The 16,973-nt window shown below is 66.8% G+C and carries 21 protein-coding genes; 14 read left to right on the forward strand and 7 right to left on the reverse strand.

Translation table 11 applies throughout. The annotated features are described in order from the left end of the window. Positions 1-24: 24 nt before the first annotated feature. Entirely contained in the window at positions 25-1,851 is a 1,827-nt protein-coding gene (gene cobT, locus HB724_RS01405) for a cobaltochelatase subunit CobT (protein ID WP_213979109.1), read from the reverse strand. A gap of 248 nt (positions 1,852-2,099) precedes the next feature. Here cobT and HB724_RS20330 point away from each other — a divergent pair, with 248 nt between their 5' ends. Beyond that, complete coding sequence (locus tag HB724_RS20330; protein WP_256731236.1) at positions 2,100-2,702, forward strand: PEPxxWA-CTERM sorting domain-containing protein; 603 nt, start codon at positions 2,100-2,102, stop codon at positions 2,700-2,702. A 70-nt stretch (positions 2,703-2,772) separates the two neighbouring features. Here the strand turns inward: HB724_RS20330 and cobS are convergent, their stop codons facing one another. Then, positions 2,773-3,777, reverse strand: coding sequence for a cobaltochelatase subunit CobS (gene cobS / locus HB724_RS01415; protein WP_213979110.1), 1,005 nt, complete (start codon positions 3,775-3,777; stop codon positions 2,773-2,775). Between the two features lie 78 nt (positions 3,778-3,855). After that, positions 3,856-4,551, reverse strand: a complete 696-nt coding sequence (locus HB724_RS01420) for a helix-turn-helix domain-containing protein (protein ID WP_213979111.1) — start codon at positions 4,549-4,551, stop codon at positions 3,856-3,858. 78 nt (positions 4,552-4,629) lie between these two features. Here HB724_RS01420 and HB724_RS01425 point away from each other — a divergent pair, with 78 nt between their 5' ends. Genes HB724_RS01425 through HB724_RS01445 form a run of 5 tightly spaced genes read left to right on the forward strand, consistent with a single transcriptional unit; the run spans position 4,630 to position 7,442 of the window. Then, positions 4,630-5,322 (forward strand): DUF899 family protein, encoded by a 693-nt coding sequence (locus HB724_RS01425; RefSeq protein WP_213979112.1) that lies wholly within the window; start codon positions 4,630-4,632, stop codon positions 5,320-5,322. Between the two features lie 22 nt (positions 5,323-5,344). After that, positions 5,345-5,776 (forward strand): VOC family protein, encoded by a 432-nt coding sequence (locus HB724_RS01430; RefSeq protein ID WP_213979113.1) that lies wholly within the window; start codon positions 5,345-5,347, stop codon positions 5,774-5,776. Between the two features lie 12 nt (positions 5,777-5,788). Then, complete coding sequence (locus HB724_RS01435) at positions 5,789-6,271, forward strand: VOC family protein (protein ID WP_213979114.1); 483 nt, start codon at positions 5,789-5,791, stop codon at positions 6,269-6,271. A gap of 11 nt (positions 6,272-6,282) precedes the next feature. Then, positions 6,283-6,645 (forward strand): DUF1428 domain-containing protein, encoded by a 363-nt coding sequence (locus HB724_RS01440; protein WP_213979115.1) that lies wholly within the window; start codon positions 6,283-6,285, stop codon positions 6,643-6,645. A gap of 14 nt (positions 6,646-6,659) precedes the next feature. After that, positions 6,660-7,442: a VOC family protein gene (locus HB724_RS01445; protein WP_213979116.1), complete on the forward strand. Its 783-nt coding sequence runs from the start codon at positions 6,660-6,662 to the stop codon at positions 7,440-7,442. Positions 7,443-7,485: 43 nt separating this feature from the next. On the opposite strand, the gene HB724_RS01450 is transcribed toward HB724_RS01445, so the two are convergent. Then, the gene (locus HB724_RS01450) at positions 7,486-8,031 is read right to left on the reverse strand and encodes a J domain-containing protein (protein WP_213979117.1); all 546 of its coding nucleotides are present in this window, start codon (positions 8,029-8,031) and stop codon (positions 7,486-7,488) included. Positions 8,032-8,138: 107 nt separating this feature from the next. Here HB724_RS01450 and HB724_RS01455 point away from each other — a divergent pair, with 107 nt between their 5' ends. The 3 genes from HB724_RS01455 to HB724_RS01465 all read left to right on the forward strand — a co-directional run bounded on the left by HB724_RS01455 (position 8,139) and on the right by HB724_RS01465 (position 10,113). After that, positions 8,139-8,423, forward strand: coding sequence for a BolA family protein (locus tag HB724_RS01455; protein ID WP_213979118.1), 285 nt, complete (start codon positions 8,139-8,141; stop codon positions 8,421-8,423). A 1-nt stretch (position 8,424) separates the two neighbouring features. Then, positions 8,425-9,129: a glutathione S-transferase gene (locus HB724_RS01460; RefSeq protein ID WP_213979119.1), complete on the forward strand. Its 705-nt coding sequence runs from the start codon at positions 8,425-8,427 to the stop codon at positions 9,127-9,129. An 84-nt stretch (positions 9,130-9,213) separates the two neighbouring features. Next, positions 9,214-10,113: a pirin family protein gene (locus HB724_RS01465; RefSeq protein WP_213979120.1), complete on the forward strand. Its 900-nt coding sequence runs from the start codon at positions 9,214-9,216 to the stop codon at positions 10,111-10,113. A gap of 6 nt (positions 10,114-10,119) precedes the next feature. Here HB724_RS01465 and HB724_RS01470 read toward each other — a convergent pair whose 3' ends face one another. Next, complete coding sequence (locus HB724_RS01470; protein WP_213979121.1) at positions 10,120-10,632, reverse strand: thioredoxin family protein; 513 nt, start codon at positions 10,630-10,632, stop codon at positions 10,120-10,122. Positions 10,633-10,829: 197 nt separating this feature from the next. Between HB724_RS01470 and HB724_RS01475 the strand changes: the two genes are divergently transcribed. Then, positions 10,830-11,723 (forward strand): alpha/beta hydrolase, encoded by an 894-nt coding sequence (locus HB724_RS01475; RefSeq protein ID WP_213979122.1) that lies wholly within the window; start codon positions 10,830-10,832, stop codon positions 11,721-11,723. On the opposite strand, the gene HB724_RS01480 is transcribed toward HB724_RS01475, so the two are convergent. Together HB724_RS01480 and HB724_RS01485 are read right to left on the reverse strand one after the other, a co-directional pair. After that, on the reverse strand, positions 11,720-12,100 hold the full coding sequence (locus tag HB724_RS01480; RefSeq protein WP_213979123.1) for a DUF6157 family protein: 381 nt from the start codon (positions 12,098-12,100) through the stop codon (positions 11,720-11,722). The two genes, HB724_RS01475 and HB724_RS01480, sit on opposite strands and share 4 nt — an antisense overlap. Further along, positions 12,100-13,182, reverse strand: coding sequence for a DUF2332 domain-containing protein (locus HB724_RS01485; protein ID WP_213979124.1), 1,083 nt, complete (start codon positions 13,180-13,182; stop codon positions 12,100-12,102). The genes HB724_RS01480 and HB724_RS01485 overlap by 1 nt, the downstream gene beginning before the upstream one ends. A 49-nt stretch (positions 13,183-13,231) precedes the next feature. On the opposite strand from HB724_RS01485, the gene hisG reads away from it, so the two are divergent. The 4 genes from hisG to HB724_RS01505 all read left to right on the forward strand — a co-directional run bounded on the left by hisG (position 13,232) and on the right by HB724_RS01505 (position 16,947). Continuing rightward, on the forward strand, positions 13,232-13,882 hold the full coding sequence (gene hisG, locus HB724_RS01490) for an ATP phosphoribosyltransferase (protein WP_213979125.1): 651 nt from the start codon (positions 13,232-13,234) through the stop codon (positions 13,880-13,882). Positions 13,883-14,060: 178 nt separating this feature from the next. After that, positions 14,061-15,350 (forward strand): histidinol dehydrogenase, encoded by a 1,290-nt coding sequence (hisD, locus tag HB724_RS01495; protein WP_213979126.1) that lies wholly within the window; start codon positions 14,061-14,063, stop codon positions 15,348-15,350. Positions 15,351-15,361: 11 nt separating this feature from the next. Further along, positions 15,362-15,823, forward strand: coding sequence for a transcription antitermination factor NusB (gene nusB, locus HB724_RS01500; protein WP_213979127.1), 462 nt, complete (start codon positions 15,362-15,364; stop codon positions 15,821-15,823). 80 nt (positions 15,824-15,903) lie between these two features. After that, entirely contained in the window at positions 15,904-16,947 is a 1,044-nt protein-coding gene (locus HB724_RS01505; protein WP_213979128.1) for a hypothetical protein, read from the forward strand. The last annotated feature ends 26 nt before the right edge of the window (positions 16,948-16,973 follow it).

The following is a 16,973-nucleotide window of genomic DNA, read 5'->3' on the forward strand; positions in this document are numbered from 1 at the left end:
ACCGATCCGCTCGCGGATCGGACATCATTCAGAGTCGAACAAGGCGGCGAGCTGCTCGACCATCGTGCCGGCAAGCTGGTCCGCATCCATGATCGTCACCGCCCGCGCATAATAGCGCGTCACGTCATGGCCGATGCCGATCGCCACCAGCTCGACCGGCGAGCGCCCCTCGATCCAGCCGATCACCTGGCGCAGATGCCGCTCCAGATAGGAGCCCGAATTCACCGAAAGCGTGGAATCGTCCACCGGCGCGCCGTCGGAGATCACCATCAGGATCTTGCGATCCTCGGGCCGCGCGATCAGCCGGCTATGCGCCCAGAGGAGCGCCTCGCCGTCGATATTCTCCTTGAGCAGCCCCTCGCGCATCATCAGCCCGAGCGCCTTCTTGGCACGGCGCCACGGCTCGTCGGCCTGTTTGTAGACGATGTGGCGGATGTCGTTGAGCCGGCCTGGCTGCGCCGGGCGGCCCTCGGCCAGCCACTTCTCGCGCGACTGCCCGCCCTTCCAGGCACGGGTGGTGAAGCCGAGGATCTCGGTCTTCACGCCCACCCGCTCCAGCGTGCGCGCCAATATGTCAGCGCTGATCGCCGCGATCGAGATCGGCCGTCCGCGCATCGATCCCGAATTGTCGATCAGCAGCGTCACCACGGTATCGCGGAAATCGGTGTCGCGCTCGACCTTGTAGCTGAGCGACAGCATCGGATTGACCACCACCCGCGCCAGCCGGGCGGCGTCGAGAATGCCCTCTTCCTGGTCGAAGTCCCAGCTGCGGTTCTGCTGCGCCATCAGCCGGCGCTGGAGGCGATTGGCGAGCTTGGTCACCACGCCCTGCAAATGGACGAGCTGCTGGTCGAGATAGGAGCGCAGCCGATCCAGCTCCTCGGGATCGCACAGGTCGGTCGCCGCGACGACTTCGTCGAACTGCGTCGTGAAGGGCTTGTATTCGAATTGCGGCGGCAGATCGCTCCACGGGCGATTGGGGCGGACGGGCATCATGCTGTCCTCGCCCTCGTCGCCAGGCTCGCCGTCGCCATCCTCCATCGCGTCGGACTGTTGCTGCTCGCCGTCCTCGCCCTGTTCGGACTCGCGCTGCTCGCCGCGTGCCTCGGCCTGGCCCTCGCCCTGCTGCGCCTCGCTGTCGCCCTCTTCCTCGCCGGGCTCGTCCTGGTCCTCGGTGCCTTCGTCCTCGCCGCCGCCCTCATCGCTCTCGTCGGGGAGCATCTCGCCTTCGACGAGATCGAGATCCTGAAGCAGGCGATTGGCGAGCGTGGCAAATGCCCGCTGGTCGTCGATCGCCAGCGCCAGCGCATCGAGATCACCGCCCGCGCGCTCCTCGATCCAGTCGCGGACCAGCGCCAGGCCCATCGCGGCGCCGGCGGGCGACTCCCGCCCGGTCAGCCGCTCGCGGACCATCAGGGCGAGCGCGGTGGAAAGCGGCACTTCGTCGCGATTGCGCGCCCGCGCGATCGGATCGGCGCGCAGCCTGAGATTCAACGCATGCTCCAGATTGTCGACGATGCCAGCATAGCCGCGCGAACCGAGCGCCTCGACGCGCGCGGTCTCCACTGCGTCGAACACCGCGCGCGCCACGGCTTCCCTGGGCGCGCCGCGCAGGTGCAGGCCATTGTCATGATGCCGCATCCGCAGCGCGAAACTGTCAGCGAAGCCCCGCGCCTCGGCCACCTGATCGGCCGGCAGCGTGCGCGAGGGCATCGGCACGCGAATCTGGTGCCCCGATTGCACCGGCGAATCGGCGGTGAAGCTCAGTTCGGCCTCGGCATCGCCGGAAAGCGCGCGCGCCGTGCCTCCGAGAACGTTGCGAAGACGATCGAGAGCGGAATCCTGAGCCATTTTCCCTGCATGGGGCCGATCGCGGCGAAGTCAAGGACCGCAATTTCTCGAAGGACTTACAGAGCAAGTCTCAAGCAATTATCCCTGTTTAGCACATACTTAGTCAGTTAATGGCTTGTTAAAACCTCCCGAATGGATCAATTTTGTGCGGCGCGGCGAGTCTCTGTACCGAGTCGTCAAGTCGCGTGGATGGTCGCAACTATTCGTCTTAAATTATTGTGTTTGCATCATTCTTAAGGGGATTCATCATGCGTAAGTTCATCGTGGCGGCATTGCTCGCCAGCAGCACGCTTGTCGCCGCCCCGGCACAGGCACAGATCACCTATTACACCAACTATGCCGCCTTCCTGGGGGCACTCGGCGGCACTGCGGTCATCGAAGATTTCGAGGACACGACCCTCGTTCCGGGCCTGGCCTATGCCTCCAGCGCCGGCAATATCAGCGGCGGTCTGTTCAACGACCAGCTCATTCCGAGCTCGCAGACGACAACCTTCGTGTTCGGTGGCGCCGTCAACGCATTCGGCGGCTTCTTCGATCTGTCTCCGGGCGGCCCCGGTCTGGGCATCCAGCTCACCAACGCGCCTGGCTCGACCCTGGCCCTGGAAGTTCCGAACACCTATTCCGGTCAGTTCTGGGGCTTCATCAGCAACAATAGTTTCCAGGCACTGCTGCTGACCGCGGGCACCCAGGGCGGCGTCGCCGAGACCTACACGCTCAACAACCTGACCTTCGGCACCGGCACGCCGGGCGTTCCCGAGCCGGCGGCCTGGGGCATGATGATCGGCGGCTTCGGCCTGGCCGGTATGGCGCTGCGCCGCCGTCACATCCGTACCACCGTCTCCTACGCCTGAGCCGAACGGCACAAGCGCGAGCGTGGGGCGGCCTCCTTCACGGGAGGCCGCCCTTTCGCTTTTTGAAGGGTCAGGCCTTGCCCACCACGCTCTCGGGCAGATCCTTGCCGAACACGCGCTGGTAATATTCCGCCACCTGCGGCCGCTCGGCCTCGTCGCACTTGTTGAGGAACGACAGGCGGAACGCGAAGCCGACATCGCCGAAGATCAGCGCGTTCTGCGCCCAGGTGATGACGGTGCGCGGGCTCATCACGGTCGAGATGTCGCCGTTGATGAAACCGCGCCGGGTGAGATCGGCCACGCGGACCATGTTCTCCACAGTCTCGCGCCCGCCCGGCTTGTCATATTCGCCCGACTTGGCGAGCACGATCTGCGCCTCGGTCGCGGCCGGCAGATAGTTGAGCGTGACCACGATGTTCCAGCGGTCCATCTGGCCCTGGTTGATCTGCTGGGTGCCATGATAGAGGCCGCTCGTGTCGCCTAGGCCCACCGTGTTGGCGGTGGCGAACAGGCGGAACCAGGGGTTCGGCCGGATCACCCGGTTCTGGTCGAGCAGGGTCAGCTTGCCTTCGGTCTCCAGCACGCGCTGGATCACGAACATCACGTCCGGACGCCCCGCGTCATATTCGTCGAACACGAGCGCGGTCGGCGTCTGGAGCGCCCAGGGCAGAAGCCCCTCGCGGAACTCGGTGATCTGCTGGCCGTCCTTGAGCACGATCGCGTCGCGGCCGATCAGGTCGATGCGGCTGATATGCGCGTCCAGGTTGATGCGGATGCACGGCCAGTTGAGGCGTGCCGCGACCTGCTCGATATGGGTCGACTTGCCGGTGCCGTGATAGCCCTGGACCATCACGCGGCGATTATGCGCGAAGCCCGCGAGGATCGCCAACGTCGTATCAGGATCGAACACATAGGCCGGATCGAGATCGGGCACGCGCTCATCGGCCTCGCTGAACGCGGGGCATTCCATATCGGTGTCGAGCCCGAACAGCTCGCGCACCTTCACCATCTTGTCGGGCGCATCGAGGATGGTGGTTTCCCGGCTGTCGGGCTGGGTGTTGGGAATATCGGCCATGGTCAATCCGGTCGCATCAAAATGAGTCGGTTTCCGACTAGGCGTTGCGCCGCCGCGTCGCAACACGCGATACGCTTGTCAGGCCGGGAACGTCGGAAGCGCGAACAGATCCACGAAACGCTGGCCGAGCGCCAGGTCTCCCGCAGCCGCCACTTTCCCCAGCCGCTGGGACTCCGCGAGCGGATCGCGGCCGTAGAAGACCGAGGCCATGGGCGAAGGCTGGCCGATGAATACCACATCGGCGCCATCGGGATCCACGCGCTCGATCTCCAGCTTGCCCTCGACGATCTTCGCGCGGAACGGCTCACCGCCGATGCGAAAGCCCAGATCGACCGGCGGCAGCGTCCGTGCGCGCTCCCGATCCATCATCGTGCGCAGCGACAGCATGAAGGCCGTGTTGCTGAGCGGCAGCGTCACGTCATGCGCGGGCGAACCCGCCGCCCAGCGGCTGAGCGCAAAGATCGGCTCCTCCGCCGCCCGGCCCCAGCGGGTGAGCGCATAGACCTGCGCATTCGAAGGCGAAGGCAAATGGCGGCGTTCGAGGATGCCCGCCTTCTCCAGTCCCTCCAGCCGCTGGGTGAGCACGTTTGCGCTGAGGCCCACCAGCGCCCCGCGTATCTCGCCGAAGCGCCGCGGCCCGAGCAGCAGCTCGCGGATGATGAGCAGCGCCCAGCGCTCCCCCACCAGGTCCATCGCGAGCGCGGTGCCGCACGCATCCTGATACCAGCGCCGCGACCTGGCGAAATCAGATTTGGTTATTTTTTGTGACTCCATAGTTGCTTTTTGTAACCATCAGGGGCATCAGGATCAAGAAAGCGATTCGCACGCCAATCCCAACCGGAGGTTTATCCAATGGCACTGGTCCCGGCCGAAGAGCTGGCCGCGCGCGAGACGGCGCGCTGGCCCAATGAGAGCTCCGAATATCGCGCCGCGCGCACCGCACTGCTCGCCGAGGAGATCGAGCTGCGCCGTCATATCGAACGCGTCGCCGAGCAGCGTCGCGCGCTGCCGCCCGGCCCGCCCGTCACCGGCGACTATCGCTTCGAGGGCGAGCAAGGGCCGGTCAGCCTTGCCGAACTGTTCGGCGGCAAGGATGTGCTGGTCGTCTACACCTATATGTTCGGCCCCCAGCGCGAGCGGCCCTGCCCGATGTGCACCTCGCTGCTCTCGGCCTGGGACGGCGAGGTGCCCGACCTGCTCCAGCGCGTCGCCTTCGCGGTCACCGCGCGCTCGCCGATCGGGAAGCTCGTGGCGTTCAAGCGCGAGCGCGGCTGGCGGCACATTCCGCTCTATTCCGACCCAACCCAGACGTTCAGCCGCGACTATCACGCGATCGCCCCCGACGGCAGCGACCTGCCCCAGTTCCTGGTCTTCACCCGCCACGACGGCGCGATCCGACTGTTCTGGGCCGGAGAGATGGGCGGCGAGAGCGCCGATCCCGGCCAGGATCCGCGCGGCGCACCCGATCTGATGCCGCTCTGGACGATTCTCGATTCCACACCCGAGGGGCGCGGCACAGACTGGTATCCGTCGCTCACTTACTGACCAAAACACCAGGAGAGATACGATGCCCCAGATGATCTTCGTCAACCTGCCCGTCGCCGACGTGGCGAGGGCAACCGCCTTCTACGAAGCGATCGGCTGCACGAAGGATGCGCGCTTCAGCAACGAGGTCGCCTCGGCGATGCAGCTCAGCGATGAAATCGTGTTCATGCTCCTGTCGCACGACTTCTTTAAAGGCTTCACCCCGAAGCCGATCGCCGACGCCCATGCGACCAGCGAAGTGCTGCTCTGCATCTCGCGCGACAGCCGCGAGGCGGTCGATGCGATCATGGCGAAGGCGGCGGCCGCGGGCGGCAGGATCGATATCCGGGAGAAGCAGGACATGGGCTTCATGTACGGCCGCAGCTTCGAAGACCCGGACGGCCATATCTTCGAGCCGATGTACATGGATGTCGACGCCGCGATGGTCGCAATGGACCACACGGCCGACGCCTGAGAGGAGGCGAACATGGCACAGAAAATCACCCCCGTCCTCTGGTTCGACACGGCCGCGGAAGAGGCCGCGAACTTCTATGTCTCGCTGCTGCCCGACAGCAGGGTGACCCGGATCATCCACGCGCCTTCCGACTATCCGGCCGGCAAGGCGGGGGATGCGTTGGTGGTCGAGTTCACCCTCGCCGGCCAGAGCTATGCCGGGATGAACGGCGGCCCGATCTTCCCGCCCAACGAGGCGGTCTCGTTCCAGATCCTCACCGACGACCAGGCGGAGACCGACCGGCTGTGGAACGCGATCACCGGCAATGGCGGCGCCGAGAGCGCGTGCGGCTGGTGCAAGGACAGATGGGGCTTTTCGTGGCAGGTCACGCCGCGCCGCCTGATGGAACTGATAACCGACAGCGATCCCGGCCGCGCCCGCCGCGCGTTCGAGGCGATGATGGAGATGGGCAAAATCGACCTCGCCGCCATCGAAGCGGCGGCGGACGGCAACTGAGGAGAGAGACGATGTCCTATGTCGACGGCTTCGTGGTGCCCGTGCCCGAGGGCAACCGTGAGAAATATCGCGAAATGGCGCTCCACGCCGCGGCGGTGTTCCAGGAATATGGCGCAACCCGCGTCGTGGAAGCCTGGGGCAGCGACCTGCCACACGGCGAGACCACCGATTTCTACAAGGCTGCCAAGGCCGAGAAGGGCGAGAATATCGTCTTCTCGTGGATCACCTGGCCCTCGAAGGAAGCGCGCGACGCGGGCTGGGAAAAGGTGATGGCCGACGAGCGGATGAAGCCCGATTTCGAGAACATGCCCTTCGACGGCAAGCGCATGTTCTGGGGCGGGTTCGAGCCGATCGTCGATCAGGGCGAAGGCTAAAAGGGAGAAAAGTCATGTCGAATCCGCACGGAAGTTTCCTCTGGTACGAATTGCTGACCAAGGATCCCAAGGCCGCCAAGGCGTTCTACGACGATGTCGTGGGATGGAACATCGATGCCGAGCCGGCTCCGGGCGGCATGGATTACCGGATGATCGTCGCGCATGACGGCAATGTCGGCGGGGTGATGGGGCTGAATGCCGAGATGATCGCCGGCGGCGCCCGGCCGGTCTGGCTCGGCTATCTCACCGTCGACGATGTCGACGCTACGGTCGCCGCTATCGTCGCGGCGGGCGGGCAGGTCCATCTGCCCGCCTTCGACATCCCCGATGTCGGACGGCTGGCGATGGTCACCGATCCGCAGGGCGTGCCCTTCTATGTGATGCGCGGCGCCACCGAAGACGGCACCAGCAATGCCTATGACCGGATGAACCTGGGCCATGTGAGCTGGAACGAGCTGCTCACCCCCGATCCCGACGCCGCGCTCGCCTTTTACGAGAAGCAGTTCGGCATTCGGAAAGTCGGCGCGATGCCGATGGGCGAGATGGGCGACTACAGCTTCATCGCCCATGGCGAGAGCGACGAGGCGATCGGCGCGGTGATGCAGACGCCGCCGGGTGCCGGCTCCGGCTGGGGCTTCTATTTCCGCGTACCCGATATCAACGACGCCAAGGCGAAGATCGAGGCGACGGGCGGCAAGGTCCATCAGGGACCGATGGAAGTCCCCGGCGGCGAATGGGTGCTCAACGCCGAGGATCCCGAAGGCGTCCATTTCGGCCTGGTCGCGCCGGCCAACTGATTGTTCTCCTCCCTCGGAGCCAAGCTCCGGGGGAGGAAAAAGGTCAAGCGAACGCCGGCGAGCCCTTCAATTGCTGATAGGCCTCGATCACGCGCTGGAGCCGTGCTTCGTGGCTCCGGTCGCCGCCGTTGCGGTCCGGGTGGTATCGGCGCACCAGCTCCGAATAGCGTTTCCGGAGCGCCATCCGATCGGAATCCACCTCAAGCTCCAGCGTCTTCAGCGCCTCGCGGTCCTTGCCCGAGAGCGGCCTGCCGTCCTGGCGCTCGGCGCGGTCCTTCATCCGGTCGCGGAAGCGGGCGCCGATCGCGTCGAGCGGATCGGCGAAATCGGCCCAGCGCGGCGGGCGATCCGCGCCGCCGGTCGCGTTGAAGGCGCGCGTCTCGCGCTCCCAGCCGGCGAGCGGGCGCTGGGCATCGTGGATCTCGTCGGGACTCATCCCGGCGAAGAAGTTGTAGCCCGAATTGAAGGCGCGGACATGATCGAGGCACAGCCAGCGGAATTGCGGCGGGCCGTCGCCGGTGAAGCCGGTGCCCTCCAGCGGCGGGGCGCGGAACTCGCCGGGCTCGGCGCAGCCCGGCTCGGCGCACATGCGCCCCTGCGCCTCCACGCGACCGTGGAAACGGGCATTTGGACGATCCTTCTTTGACTGACTGCTGGGCACGCGACTCTCTCGAATAATCGCCCTATATAGTCGCGATGACCGACCTCGCCACCGGCCCGCTGGCCGATCTGATCGCCGCCCGCCTCACCGCCTCCCTCGCCCCGACGCAGCTCGATGTCAGCAACGACAGCGCCCAGCATCGCGGCCATCTGGGCGACGACGGTACCGGCGAATCGCATTTCACCGTCACGATCGAAAGCGCCGCCTTTGCCGGCGTCTCGCGCGTCGAACGGCAACGGCTGGTAAACCGCGCGCTTGCCGATCTGCTCGCGGAGCGCATCCACGCCCTGGCGATAAGGGCAAGCGCACCGGGAGAATGAAATGGCATATGACCTTTGGTACTGGACCGGAATCCAGGGCCGGGGCGAGTTCGTAAGGCTGCCGCTGGAGGCGGCCGGCATCGCCTATCGCGACCGCGCCCGCACGGAGGGCGACAATGCGCTGATGGCCGACATGGAGCGGCGCCGGCGCAAGCCCTTCGCCCCGCCCTATCTCGTCGCCGGAGACCGGGTGATCGCGCAGGTCGCCGAGATCCTGCTGTTCCTGGGCCAGCGCGAAGGCTTCGCGCCGACGGACGAGGCCGACCGGCTCTGGCTCCACCAGATCGAGCTGACCGTCACCGACCTTATCGCCGAGGTGCACCAGGTCCATCACCCAGTGGGCGCCGGCCTCTATTATGAGGAGCAGAAGCCCGAGGCGGCGCGCTTCGCCCAGGAGTTCCGCGAGGAGCGGATGCCCAAGTTCCTCGGCTGGTTCGAGGATGCGATCCGGGCGAACGGCCGCGACTGGCTGGTGGGAGACCGCTGGAGCTATGGCGACACCAGCCTGTTCCAGATCGTCGAGGGGCTGCGCTACATGTTCCCCCGGCGGATGAAGGCGCTGGAGAAGGGTTTCCCCGGGCTGATCGCGATCCATGGCCGAGTGGCGGAACTGCCGGGCATCCGCGCCTATCTCGCCAGCGACCGCCGCCTCGCGTTCAACACCAGCGGCATCTTCCGCCATTATCCCGAGCTCGACGCGGAATAGGTCCGTTTCCGGAAACCACCCCATAGAGTGATTGTCCGCACCTCGGCCGGCGCGCTATTCCGGCTGCGAAAACGGAGAAAGCCGATGCGCGAAGACCTGGTGATCCAGACGATCGAACCGACCACGCACGATCTGGGCGGGTTCAAGGTGCATCGCACCCTGCCTTCGCGGCCGCGGACCATGGTGGGGCCGTTCGTGTTCTTCGACCAGATGGGGCCGGCGCATCTGGACGTCGGCACCGGCATCGACGTGCGGCCGCACCCGCACATCAACCTGGCGACCGTGACCTATCTCTATGCCGGCGCGATCGATCATCGCGATTCTCTGGGCACCTTCGCGACGATCGAGCCGGGCGCGGTCAACCTGATGACCGCCGGGCGCGGCATCGTCCATTCGGAGCGCTCGCCATCGTCCGAGCGCGCCAAGGGTCCGGAGCTGTCGGGCATCCAGACATGGATCGCGCTGCCCGAGGCCGTGGAGGAAAGCGATCCCGCCTTCGAGCATGTCCCCGCCGCCGAGCTGCCGGTGATCGAGGCGCATGGCGCGACCGCGCGGGTCATCATGGGCGACCTGTGGGGCGTCTCCGCGCCGACCACTATTTATGCCCAGACCATCTATGCCGACATCGCGCTGGAGCCGGGCGGCTCGATCCCGATCGATCCCAGCGCCGACGAGCGCGCGCTCTACGTCTCGATGGGCGAGGCGAGCCTGGACGGGTTGCCGCTGGTGCCAACCACGCTCTACGTCCTGCGGCCGGGCACTTCCGCGACGCTGCGCTCCGATCGCGGCGGGCGGGTGATCCTGTGCGGCGGCGAAGCCTTCACCACGCCGCGCCATGTGTGGTGGAACTTCGTCTCGTCGAACCGCGACCGGATCAACCAGGCCAAGGAAGACTGGAAGGCAGGCAATTTCCCCAAGGTGCCCGGCGACGACAAGGAATTCATCCCGATCCCGGAAGTGCCGAAGACGGTGAGCTATCCGTGAGGACGGTTAGCGCGCCCATTTCGCGAGCCAGTCCGCCAATGCCTGGGGCGTGAGGCTTCGTGCATCGGCCAGGGCGGCGATACTGCCGGCATTGACCAGCTTGTCGGTGCGGGGATCGACGATCAGCACCGCAGGAACGCCGGCCAGCCTGTCGCGGATGCCATAATGGGCGGGAATCTGGAGATTCTTGTCGAAGCGGCCGACATCGACGGTGACGATCTCATAATGCCGCGAGAGCCAGGGCTTCAGCGAAGGCAACTCCATCGTGCCCGCCAGCAGCCGGCAATCGAGGCACCAATTGCCGCCCAGATCGATGAGCAGGAGCTTCCCCGAACGCCTGGCCTGGAGCTTTGCCGCCGCGACGGCGCTGTCGGCATTGGCATGCTCGTCATAGGGCAGGGGCAGCGGCTTGGGCAGCGCCTCGAACGAGGAGACCGGCAGGCGCGGGGCCGCTTCGGGGGCCGCCGCGATCAATGCGACCGGCAGGACGGCTGCGGCAAAATAGCTCAGGAAATGCATGGAATGCCCCTTGGAAAGGCCGGAATGACGGCTGGCACCGATACTCTACTTTTCCAGTGGGAATTGGATGGCGGAAAATCTATCATGGCCGCAAGTTCGGGTTTTCTCCTCCGCCCGGATGCCGGCTTGCCGAACCGCCGGCCCTGCTCCAAGCTCGGGAAAGGGCCGCGAACGGGCCCGACGGGAAAGGGAGAGCGATGGCGGATTTCACTCTCGAGCGGATAGCCCTGCCTACCGGCGTGGAGCTCGACGTCGCCATCGCCGGCGATCCCGCCAGCCCGCCGATCCTGCTGCTCCACGGCTTTCCGGAATCGCACCGCACCTGGCGGCACCAGATCCCGGCGCTGGCCCGCGACCATTATGTGATTGCCCCCGATCAGCGCGGGTTCGCGCGCTCTTCCAAGCCCGAGGGCGTCGGCAACTACACGCCGGACAAGCCGGTGGCGGACCTGCTCGCGCTCGCCGACCATCTCGGCATCGGGCGGTTCACCTTGGCCGGCCATGACTGGGGCGGCGCGATCGCCTGGATGGCGACGCTGCAGAACCCGCAGCGGATCGCGCAGCTCATCATCGTCAATGCGCCGCACCCTCTGATCTTCCAGCGCACGCTGCTCGACGATCCGGCGCAACGCGCGGCGAGCCAATATATTCGCGCCTTCCGCAATCCCGATCTCGAAAAGCATATCGCCGCGATCGGCGTGGAGGGGTTCTTCGACACCAGCTTCGTGAAGCATGCCGATCCGGCGCTGCTGGCGCCCGAGCGCGCCGCCTATCTCGACGAATGGGGTCAACCGGGCGCGATGACGGCGATGCTCAACTGGTATCGCGCCAGCGCCATCCAGGTGCCGGCGATGGACGAGAACCCGGAACGCCCAGCCTGGATCGACGCGCCCTTCCCGCCCGTCTCCCAGCCGGTGCTGGTGATCTGGGGGATGAAGGACCAGGCGCTGCTGCCGTGCCAGCTCGACGGGCTCGACGCGCTGGTGCCCCGGCTGACGATCGTGCGGATCGCGGATGCCGGGCACTTCGTGCCATGGGAAAAGCCCGAGGCGGTGACGGCGGCGATGCGGGAGTGGCTGGGAAACGATTAGCGGCTGCGGCGCATCCCCGGCGTCTTTCGGATCGCGGGGTCGTCGAGCAGCCGCCGATACCCATCGCTCTCCGCACCCACCAAGGCGATCCGTCCCTCGGCATCGTGATGGATGCCCCAGCCGAACTGCTTCACCAGCGGCGAGGCGCGCAGGCATGCCTGAGGCTTGGCGAAGAAGGCGTCGCGCTCCTTCTCGCCGCCACGGGCACGATGCACCGCGTGGAGCAGATCGTCGCTCGACATCGCATAGGGGCTGGCGTGCAGCATCGCATATTGCAGGCCGGCGACTGAGGCCGGCTTCTCGGGGATGGTACCGACAGCGACCGGCGAGTCCGGCGAAACGGTGACCAAAGTGTCCCGATAATTGGTCGTGTGCATCAGCCCTCCCGCATCACATAGGGCCGCGTCTCATAGGGAGGCTCAAGCCCCTCCACCCAGGCGCCATGCGCTTGGGTGAGCGCTACGAGCTGCATTGGCGTATCACCCGGCCAGCCGCGCACGCGGACCTCGTGACGATGCAGGTCGCGATTGGGTTCCATCATCACCCAGCCGAGCGGTCGCCCGGGCGTGGCGCGTTCGCCCGCTGCCTGCATCGCATCGGCGATCCGGCGCTGGGTGGCGGGAGGCAGATATTGCCAGACGACCGAGTGCATCAGCACCCGCGTCACACCTTCGGGCTGCGGCTCGGCGAGGCGCGCCTCGATCCAGTCGGCGGCGTCGCCCTGCGCCAGATCGACGCCCTCGGCGCGGACCATCGCGATGGTCTTTTCGAGACGCGCCTGACGCTCGACATTCTCGACCCAGCAATAGGCCTGGAGCCGCTCGGCATCGCGGGTGTCCGAGAGATCGAGCGGCTGGATGTCCACGCCGCGCGCGGAAACGATCTCTACGGCCACGTCCGGCGGCGGCGGGCCGCGCCATTCGGGCCTGATCTCGACCGGCGAATCGATGGGGCCAGTGTGAACGTCGCCCAGATCGAAGCGGTAGCGGCCGATCAGCAGGTTGAGGCCCGCGCTGGAACCAATCTCCAGCACCTCGAACCGGGGTCCGTAGCGCGCAGCAAGATGGAGGATGCCGGTCATCAGGCCGCCCGAACGCCCGGCCTCATTGGTTTGCGGTGGGCCGTCGAGCCAGGGCAGCAGCTCGGCGTCATGCTCGACCAGCTCCTTGCCGAGGATCGCCGCGACCACTTGCTCGTCGGTCGCCTCGCCGGTGAACACCGGTGCCAGCTCGCCCACGCCGCGCCGGTGCAGCGCGTGGAGCCCACCGATCAGCCGCAGCACCACCGCGTCGGCAACTGGCTCGCCCGGCCAGTCGAGCACGCGGCGGCCGGTCTCGCTGTAGCGCGTCATCGTCCGGCCGAGCACGGAGGAGATACGCGCGGTGATCGGGGCGTGCATCGCGGTGCAATAGGCCGCCTGGATGTCGAAGCTTTGCCGGTTCGCCTGTTCGTCCGCCATGCCGCGCGTGTTGCGCCCGGGGGCACCCCCAAGTAAAGCCCCGCCACTCATGCAGGAACCGCTGATCCTTGCCGTGCCGAAAGGCCGGATCCTCGAAGAGGCGCTGCCGTTGCTGGCAGGCGTCGGAATCGTGCCCGAACCCGCTTTTTCGGACAAGCATTCGCGCGCCCTGCGTTTCAAGACCAACAACCCGGCGATCGACCTGATCCGGGTACGCGCCTTCGACGTGGCGACCTTCGTCGCGCATGGCGCCGCACAGCTCGGCATCGTCGGGTCCGACGTGCTGGCCGAGTTCGCCTATTCGGAGCTGTATGCGCCGGTGGATCTCGGCATCGGCCATTGCCGCATCTCGGTGGCCGAGCCCGCCGACATGGCCGAGAAGGACGATCCGCGCGGCTGGAGCCATGTGCGCATCGCCACCAAATATCCGCACATCACCCGCGCCCATTTCGAGGCACGCGGGGTGCAGGCCGAGTGCGTCAAGCTGAACGGCGCGATGGAGCTTGCCCCGGTGCTGGGGCTGGCGCCGCGCATCGTGGACCTCGTCTCCTCGGGCAAGACGCTCAAGGAGAACGGCCTGGTCGAGGTGGAGGTGATCGCGCAGGTCACCTCACGGCTGATCGTCAACCGCGCCGCGTTCAAGACGCGGGCGAGCCAGGTCGTGCCGCTGGTTGATGCGTTCCGGAGGGTAGTGGCATGAAGAGGGCTGCTTTCTCTTCAACCCCTCCCTTTCAAGGGAGGGGCAAGGGGTGGGTCCAGCAGCGGCGGGGGCTCGATGCCCCCGGTGTCGCTTTCTGCCGCGCGAGAACGAGTCTTTTGGGCGCGCAGACGCGCGCACCCACCCCCATCCCCTCCCTTGAAAGGGAGGGGCTTTCCCTATGATCCGGCTCGATGCCTCCGCGCCCGATTTCGCCACCGCCTTCACCGCGCTCGTCAATGCGCGGCGCGAGGCGGATGAGGATGTCGCGCGCAACGTCACCCACATCATTGGCCGCGTGCGCGACGAGGGCGATGCGGCGGTCAAGGATCTGACCCGGCTGTTCGACAAGCACGACCTCGATCAGACCGGCTGGAAGATCGACCGGGCCGACTGCCTCGCGGCATGGGAAGGGCTTTCCCCCGAGCTGCGCGACGCGCTGGAACTCGCCGCCGAGCGCATCGCGACCTATCACGCCAAGCAGCGCCCCGCCGACACCGACGAGATCGACGCGCAGGGCATCCGCCTGGGCGCGCGCTGGAAGGCAGTGGATTCGGCCGGCGTCTATGTGCCCGGCGGGCGGGCGGCCTATCCCAGCTCGGTGCTGATGAACGCCCTGCCCGCACGCGCCGCGGGCGTGGGCCGGCTGGTGATGGTGACGCCGACGCCCCGGGGCGAAGTGAACCCCCTCGTGCTGGCCGCCGCGCATCTGGCCGGCGTGGACGAGATCTGGCGCGTCGGCGGCGCGCAGGCGGTGGCGGCGCTCGCTTATGGCACCGATCGCATCGCGCCGGTCGATGTCGTCACCGGCCCCGGCAATGCCTGGGTGGCCGAGGCCAAGCGCCAGCTTTACGGCGTGGTGGGCATCGACATGGTCGCCGGGCCGAGCGAAATCGTCGTGGTGGCGGACGCGAAGAACGATCCCGAATGGATCGCTGCCGACCTGCTCAGCCAGGCCGAGCACGACCCGACCAGCCAATCGATCCTGTTCACCGACGATGCCGCATTCGCCGATGCCGTGGCCGAGACGGTCGATCGCCAGATCGCGCAGCTCGCCACCGCCGAGACGGCACGCGCGAGCTGGGATGCCAATGGCGCGATCATCCTCGTGCCCGGCCTGAGCGACGCCGTGCCGCTGGTCGATCGCCTCGCCCCCGAGCATCTCGAACTCGCCTGCGACGCAGCGGAAGCGCTGTTCGAGCAGGTCCGCCATGCCGGATCGGTGTTCATCGGCCGCTACACGCCCGAGGCCGTGGGCGATTATGTCGCCGGCCCGAACCACGTCCTTCCCACCGGCCGCCGGGCGCGCTTCGCCTCCGGCCTCTCGGTATTGGATTTCATGAAGCGCACCAGCTTCCTGTCCCTCGACCAGGCCGGCCTCGCCGCGATCGGCCCTGCCGCCGTCGCGCTGGCCGAGGCCGAGGGACTCCCCGCACATGCCCGATCCATCGCGATCCGGCTCAACCGATAAGAAGAAGACCCATGGCCAGTCCCAAAGCCCGTTCCCGTTCCAAGGCCCGCGCCGCCGCGCGGCTCGCCGCCGTCCAGGCGCTGTACCAGCAGGAGATGGAAGGGACGCAGATCGTCGTCCTGCTCAACGAATTCCATCAGCACCGGCTGGGCGCAACGATCGAGGACGTCGAATATGCCGACGCCGATGTCGCCTTTTTCGACGATATCGTGAAGGGCGTGGACGCCCGCCGCGACGAGATCGACGGACTGGTGGCGTCCAAGCTGACGGCCGACTGGTCGATGGAGCGGCTCGACAAGCCGATGCGACAGATCCTGCGCGCGGGAACGTATGAGCTGCTGGCGCGGCCGGACGTGCCGGTGGGCGCGGTTATCAGCGAGTATCTCGACGTGACCGACGCATTCTACGACCGGCGCGAGAAGGGGTTCGTCAACGGCATCCTCGATGCCGTGGCAAAGGAAGCTCGGAGCTAGAACATCGACTACATGTGTAGTTGACTACGTTTGTAGTCAACGCCTATGCCGGCTTCGCAACCATGGCGGAGTGGGCATATATGCGAAGATATCGGGGCCTGGGCGCGCTCTTCCTGGTGACGGCCGCCCCCGCGGCCGCAAGCCCCGGGCTTTGCGACGAAGCGGGTTGGCGGGCACAATTTGCCGGCGCGCTAAGCTGCGTCGCCACGCGTGACGGCATCGCGATCGCAGCCACCGGCGAGGCGGCGACCCTGGCATCGGTGATCGATGAGGCGAGCGACCGCTATGCCGCGGCCTTCGCCCCGCCGGGCAAGCCGATCGCAGTCGTGGCGGGCGGCAGCCTGACCCGCGATCAGGGCGACTTTCTGCGCGCGCATGGCTATATTCCCTTCCCATGGATCAGCGGCGACCAGCGCCGGACCCTGGCGGCAGGCGCAATCCGCGCCCAGATCGTGGCGCAACATCCCGAATTGTCGCCGGAACAGCGCGACGCCGCGGTGGCGGGCGCGCTCGCACAACGGTCGAGCGATCCCGGCGGCGCGCGCGAGCGTGGAGCGCTGGCGCACGAACTCGGTCATATGTGGTTTCGCGACATGTTCGATCGCACCCCCGCACCCGCTTCCGAGGAAACGCGCTACGGCAGCGCCGCACCCGACTGGATCGACGAGATGGCGGCGATCCTGGTCGAGAATGACCAACTCACGGAGCAGCGCCGGGCGGCGCTCTCGCGCTATGTCGCGGGAAGCGGGACCGACGGACTATATCCGCTCGCCGAGTATCTGACGATGGAGCACCCGGTCCTGCGCGCGGCCGAAGCGCGGCAAGCCGTGGCGGGAACGCCCGTCCAGGAGGGCGGTAGTCGCGTGATGGTGTTGTCCGGCGCCGACGCGCAGAAGCTGACCGGCACCACCACGCCGATCCGCTTCTACGTCCAGTCGCGCGGCTTTGCCGATTTCCTGATCGAGCGGAGCGCGGAACCGCACATCTTCGATACGATCGCCAAGGCATTGAGCCGTGGCCAGGGTTTCGAGGACTGGTTGAGGCGCGACGGCAAGCGACATCGCCTGCCCTCCACCCTGGCGGAGCTCAACCTGGCCTGGGAGGCCTGGGCGAAAGCACGCTAGCTCCGGCATTCGCGTCGGCGGTGCGG

This window comes from Sphingomonas sp. dw_22, from assembly GCF_018449795.1.
Lineage (GTDB): Bacteria > Pseudomonadota > Alphaproteobacteria > Sphingomonadales > Sphingomonadaceae > Sphingomonas.

Coding starts and splice junctions, on each gene's coding strand:
- HB724_RS01420 (WP_213979111.1), bottom strand. CDS start 4,551: ATGGAGTCACAAAAAATAACCAAATCTGATTTCGCCAGGTCGCGGCGC.
- cobT (WP_213979109.1), bottom strand. CDS start 1,851: ATGGCTCAGGATTCCGCTCTCGATCGTCTTCGCAACGTTCTCGGAGGC.
- cobS (WP_213979110.1), bottom strand. CDS start 3,777: ATGGCCGATATTCCCAACACCCAGCCCGACAGCCGGGAAACCACCATC.
- HB724_RS20330 (WP_256731236.1), top strand. CDS start 2,100: ATGCGTAAGTTCATCGTGGCGGCATTGCTCGCCAGCAGCACGCTTGTC.
- HB724_RS01450 (WP_213979117.1), bottom strand. CDS start 8,031: ATGTGCGCCGAGCCGGGCTGCGCCGAGCCCGGCGAGTTCCGCGCCCCG.
- hisG (WP_213979125.1), top strand. CDS start 13,232: ATGCAGGAACCGCTGATCCTTGCCGTGCCGAAAGGCCGGATCCTCGAA.
- nusB (WP_213979127.1), top strand. CDS start 15,362: ATGGCCAGTCCCAAAGCCCGTTCCCGTTCCAAGGCCCGCGCCGCCGCG.
- HB724_RS01480 (WP_213979123.1), bottom strand. CDS start 12,100: ATGCACACGACCAATTATCGGGACACTTTGGTCACCGTTTCGCCGGAC.
- HB724_RS01485 (WP_213979124.1), bottom strand. CDS start 13,182: ATGGCGGACGAACAGGCGAACCGGCAAAGCTTCGACATCCAGGCGGCC.
- HB724_RS01455 (WP_213979118.1), top strand. CDS start 8,139: ATGACCGACCTCGCCACCGGCCCGCTGGCCGATCTGATCGCCGCCCGC.
- HB724_RS01470 (WP_213979121.1), bottom strand. CDS start 10,632: ATGCATTTCCTGAGCTATTTTGCCGCAGCCGTCCTGCCGGTCGCATTG.
- HB724_RS01460 (WP_213979119.1), top strand. CDS start 8,425: ATGGCATATGACCTTTGGTACTGGACCGGAATCCAGGGCCGGGGCGAG.
- hisD (WP_213979126.1), top strand. CDS start 14,061: ATGATCCGGCTCGATGCCTCCGCGCCCGATTTCGCCACCGCCTTCACC.
- HB724_RS01435 (WP_213979114.1), top strand. CDS start 5,789: ATGGCACAGAAAATCACCCCCGTCCTCTGGTTCGACACGGCCGCGGAA.
- HB724_RS01465 (WP_213979120.1), top strand. CDS start 9,214: ATGCGCGAAGACCTGGTGATCCAGACGATCGAACCGACCACGCACGAT.
- HB724_RS01440 (WP_213979115.1), top strand. CDS start 6,283: ATGTCCTATGTCGACGGCTTCGTGGTGCCCGTGCCCGAGGGCAACCGT.
- HB724_RS01505 (WP_213979128.1), top strand. CDS start 15,904: ATGCGAAGATATCGGGGCCTGGGCGCGCTCTTCCTGGTGACGGCCGCC.
- HB724_RS01425 (WP_213979112.1), top strand. CDS start 4,630: ATGGCACTGGTCCCGGCCGAAGAGCTGGCCGCGCGCGAGACGGCGCGC.
- HB724_RS01430 (WP_213979113.1), top strand. CDS start 5,345: ATGCCCCAGATGATCTTCGTCAACCTGCCCGTCGCCGACGTGGCGAGG.
- HB724_RS01475 (WP_213979122.1), top strand. CDS start 10,830: ATGGCGGATTTCACTCTCGAGCGGATAGCCCTGCCTACCGGCGTGGAG.
- HB724_RS01445 (WP_213979116.1), top strand. CDS start 6,660: ATGTCGAATCCGCACGGAAGTTTCCTCTGGTACGAATTGCTGACCAAG.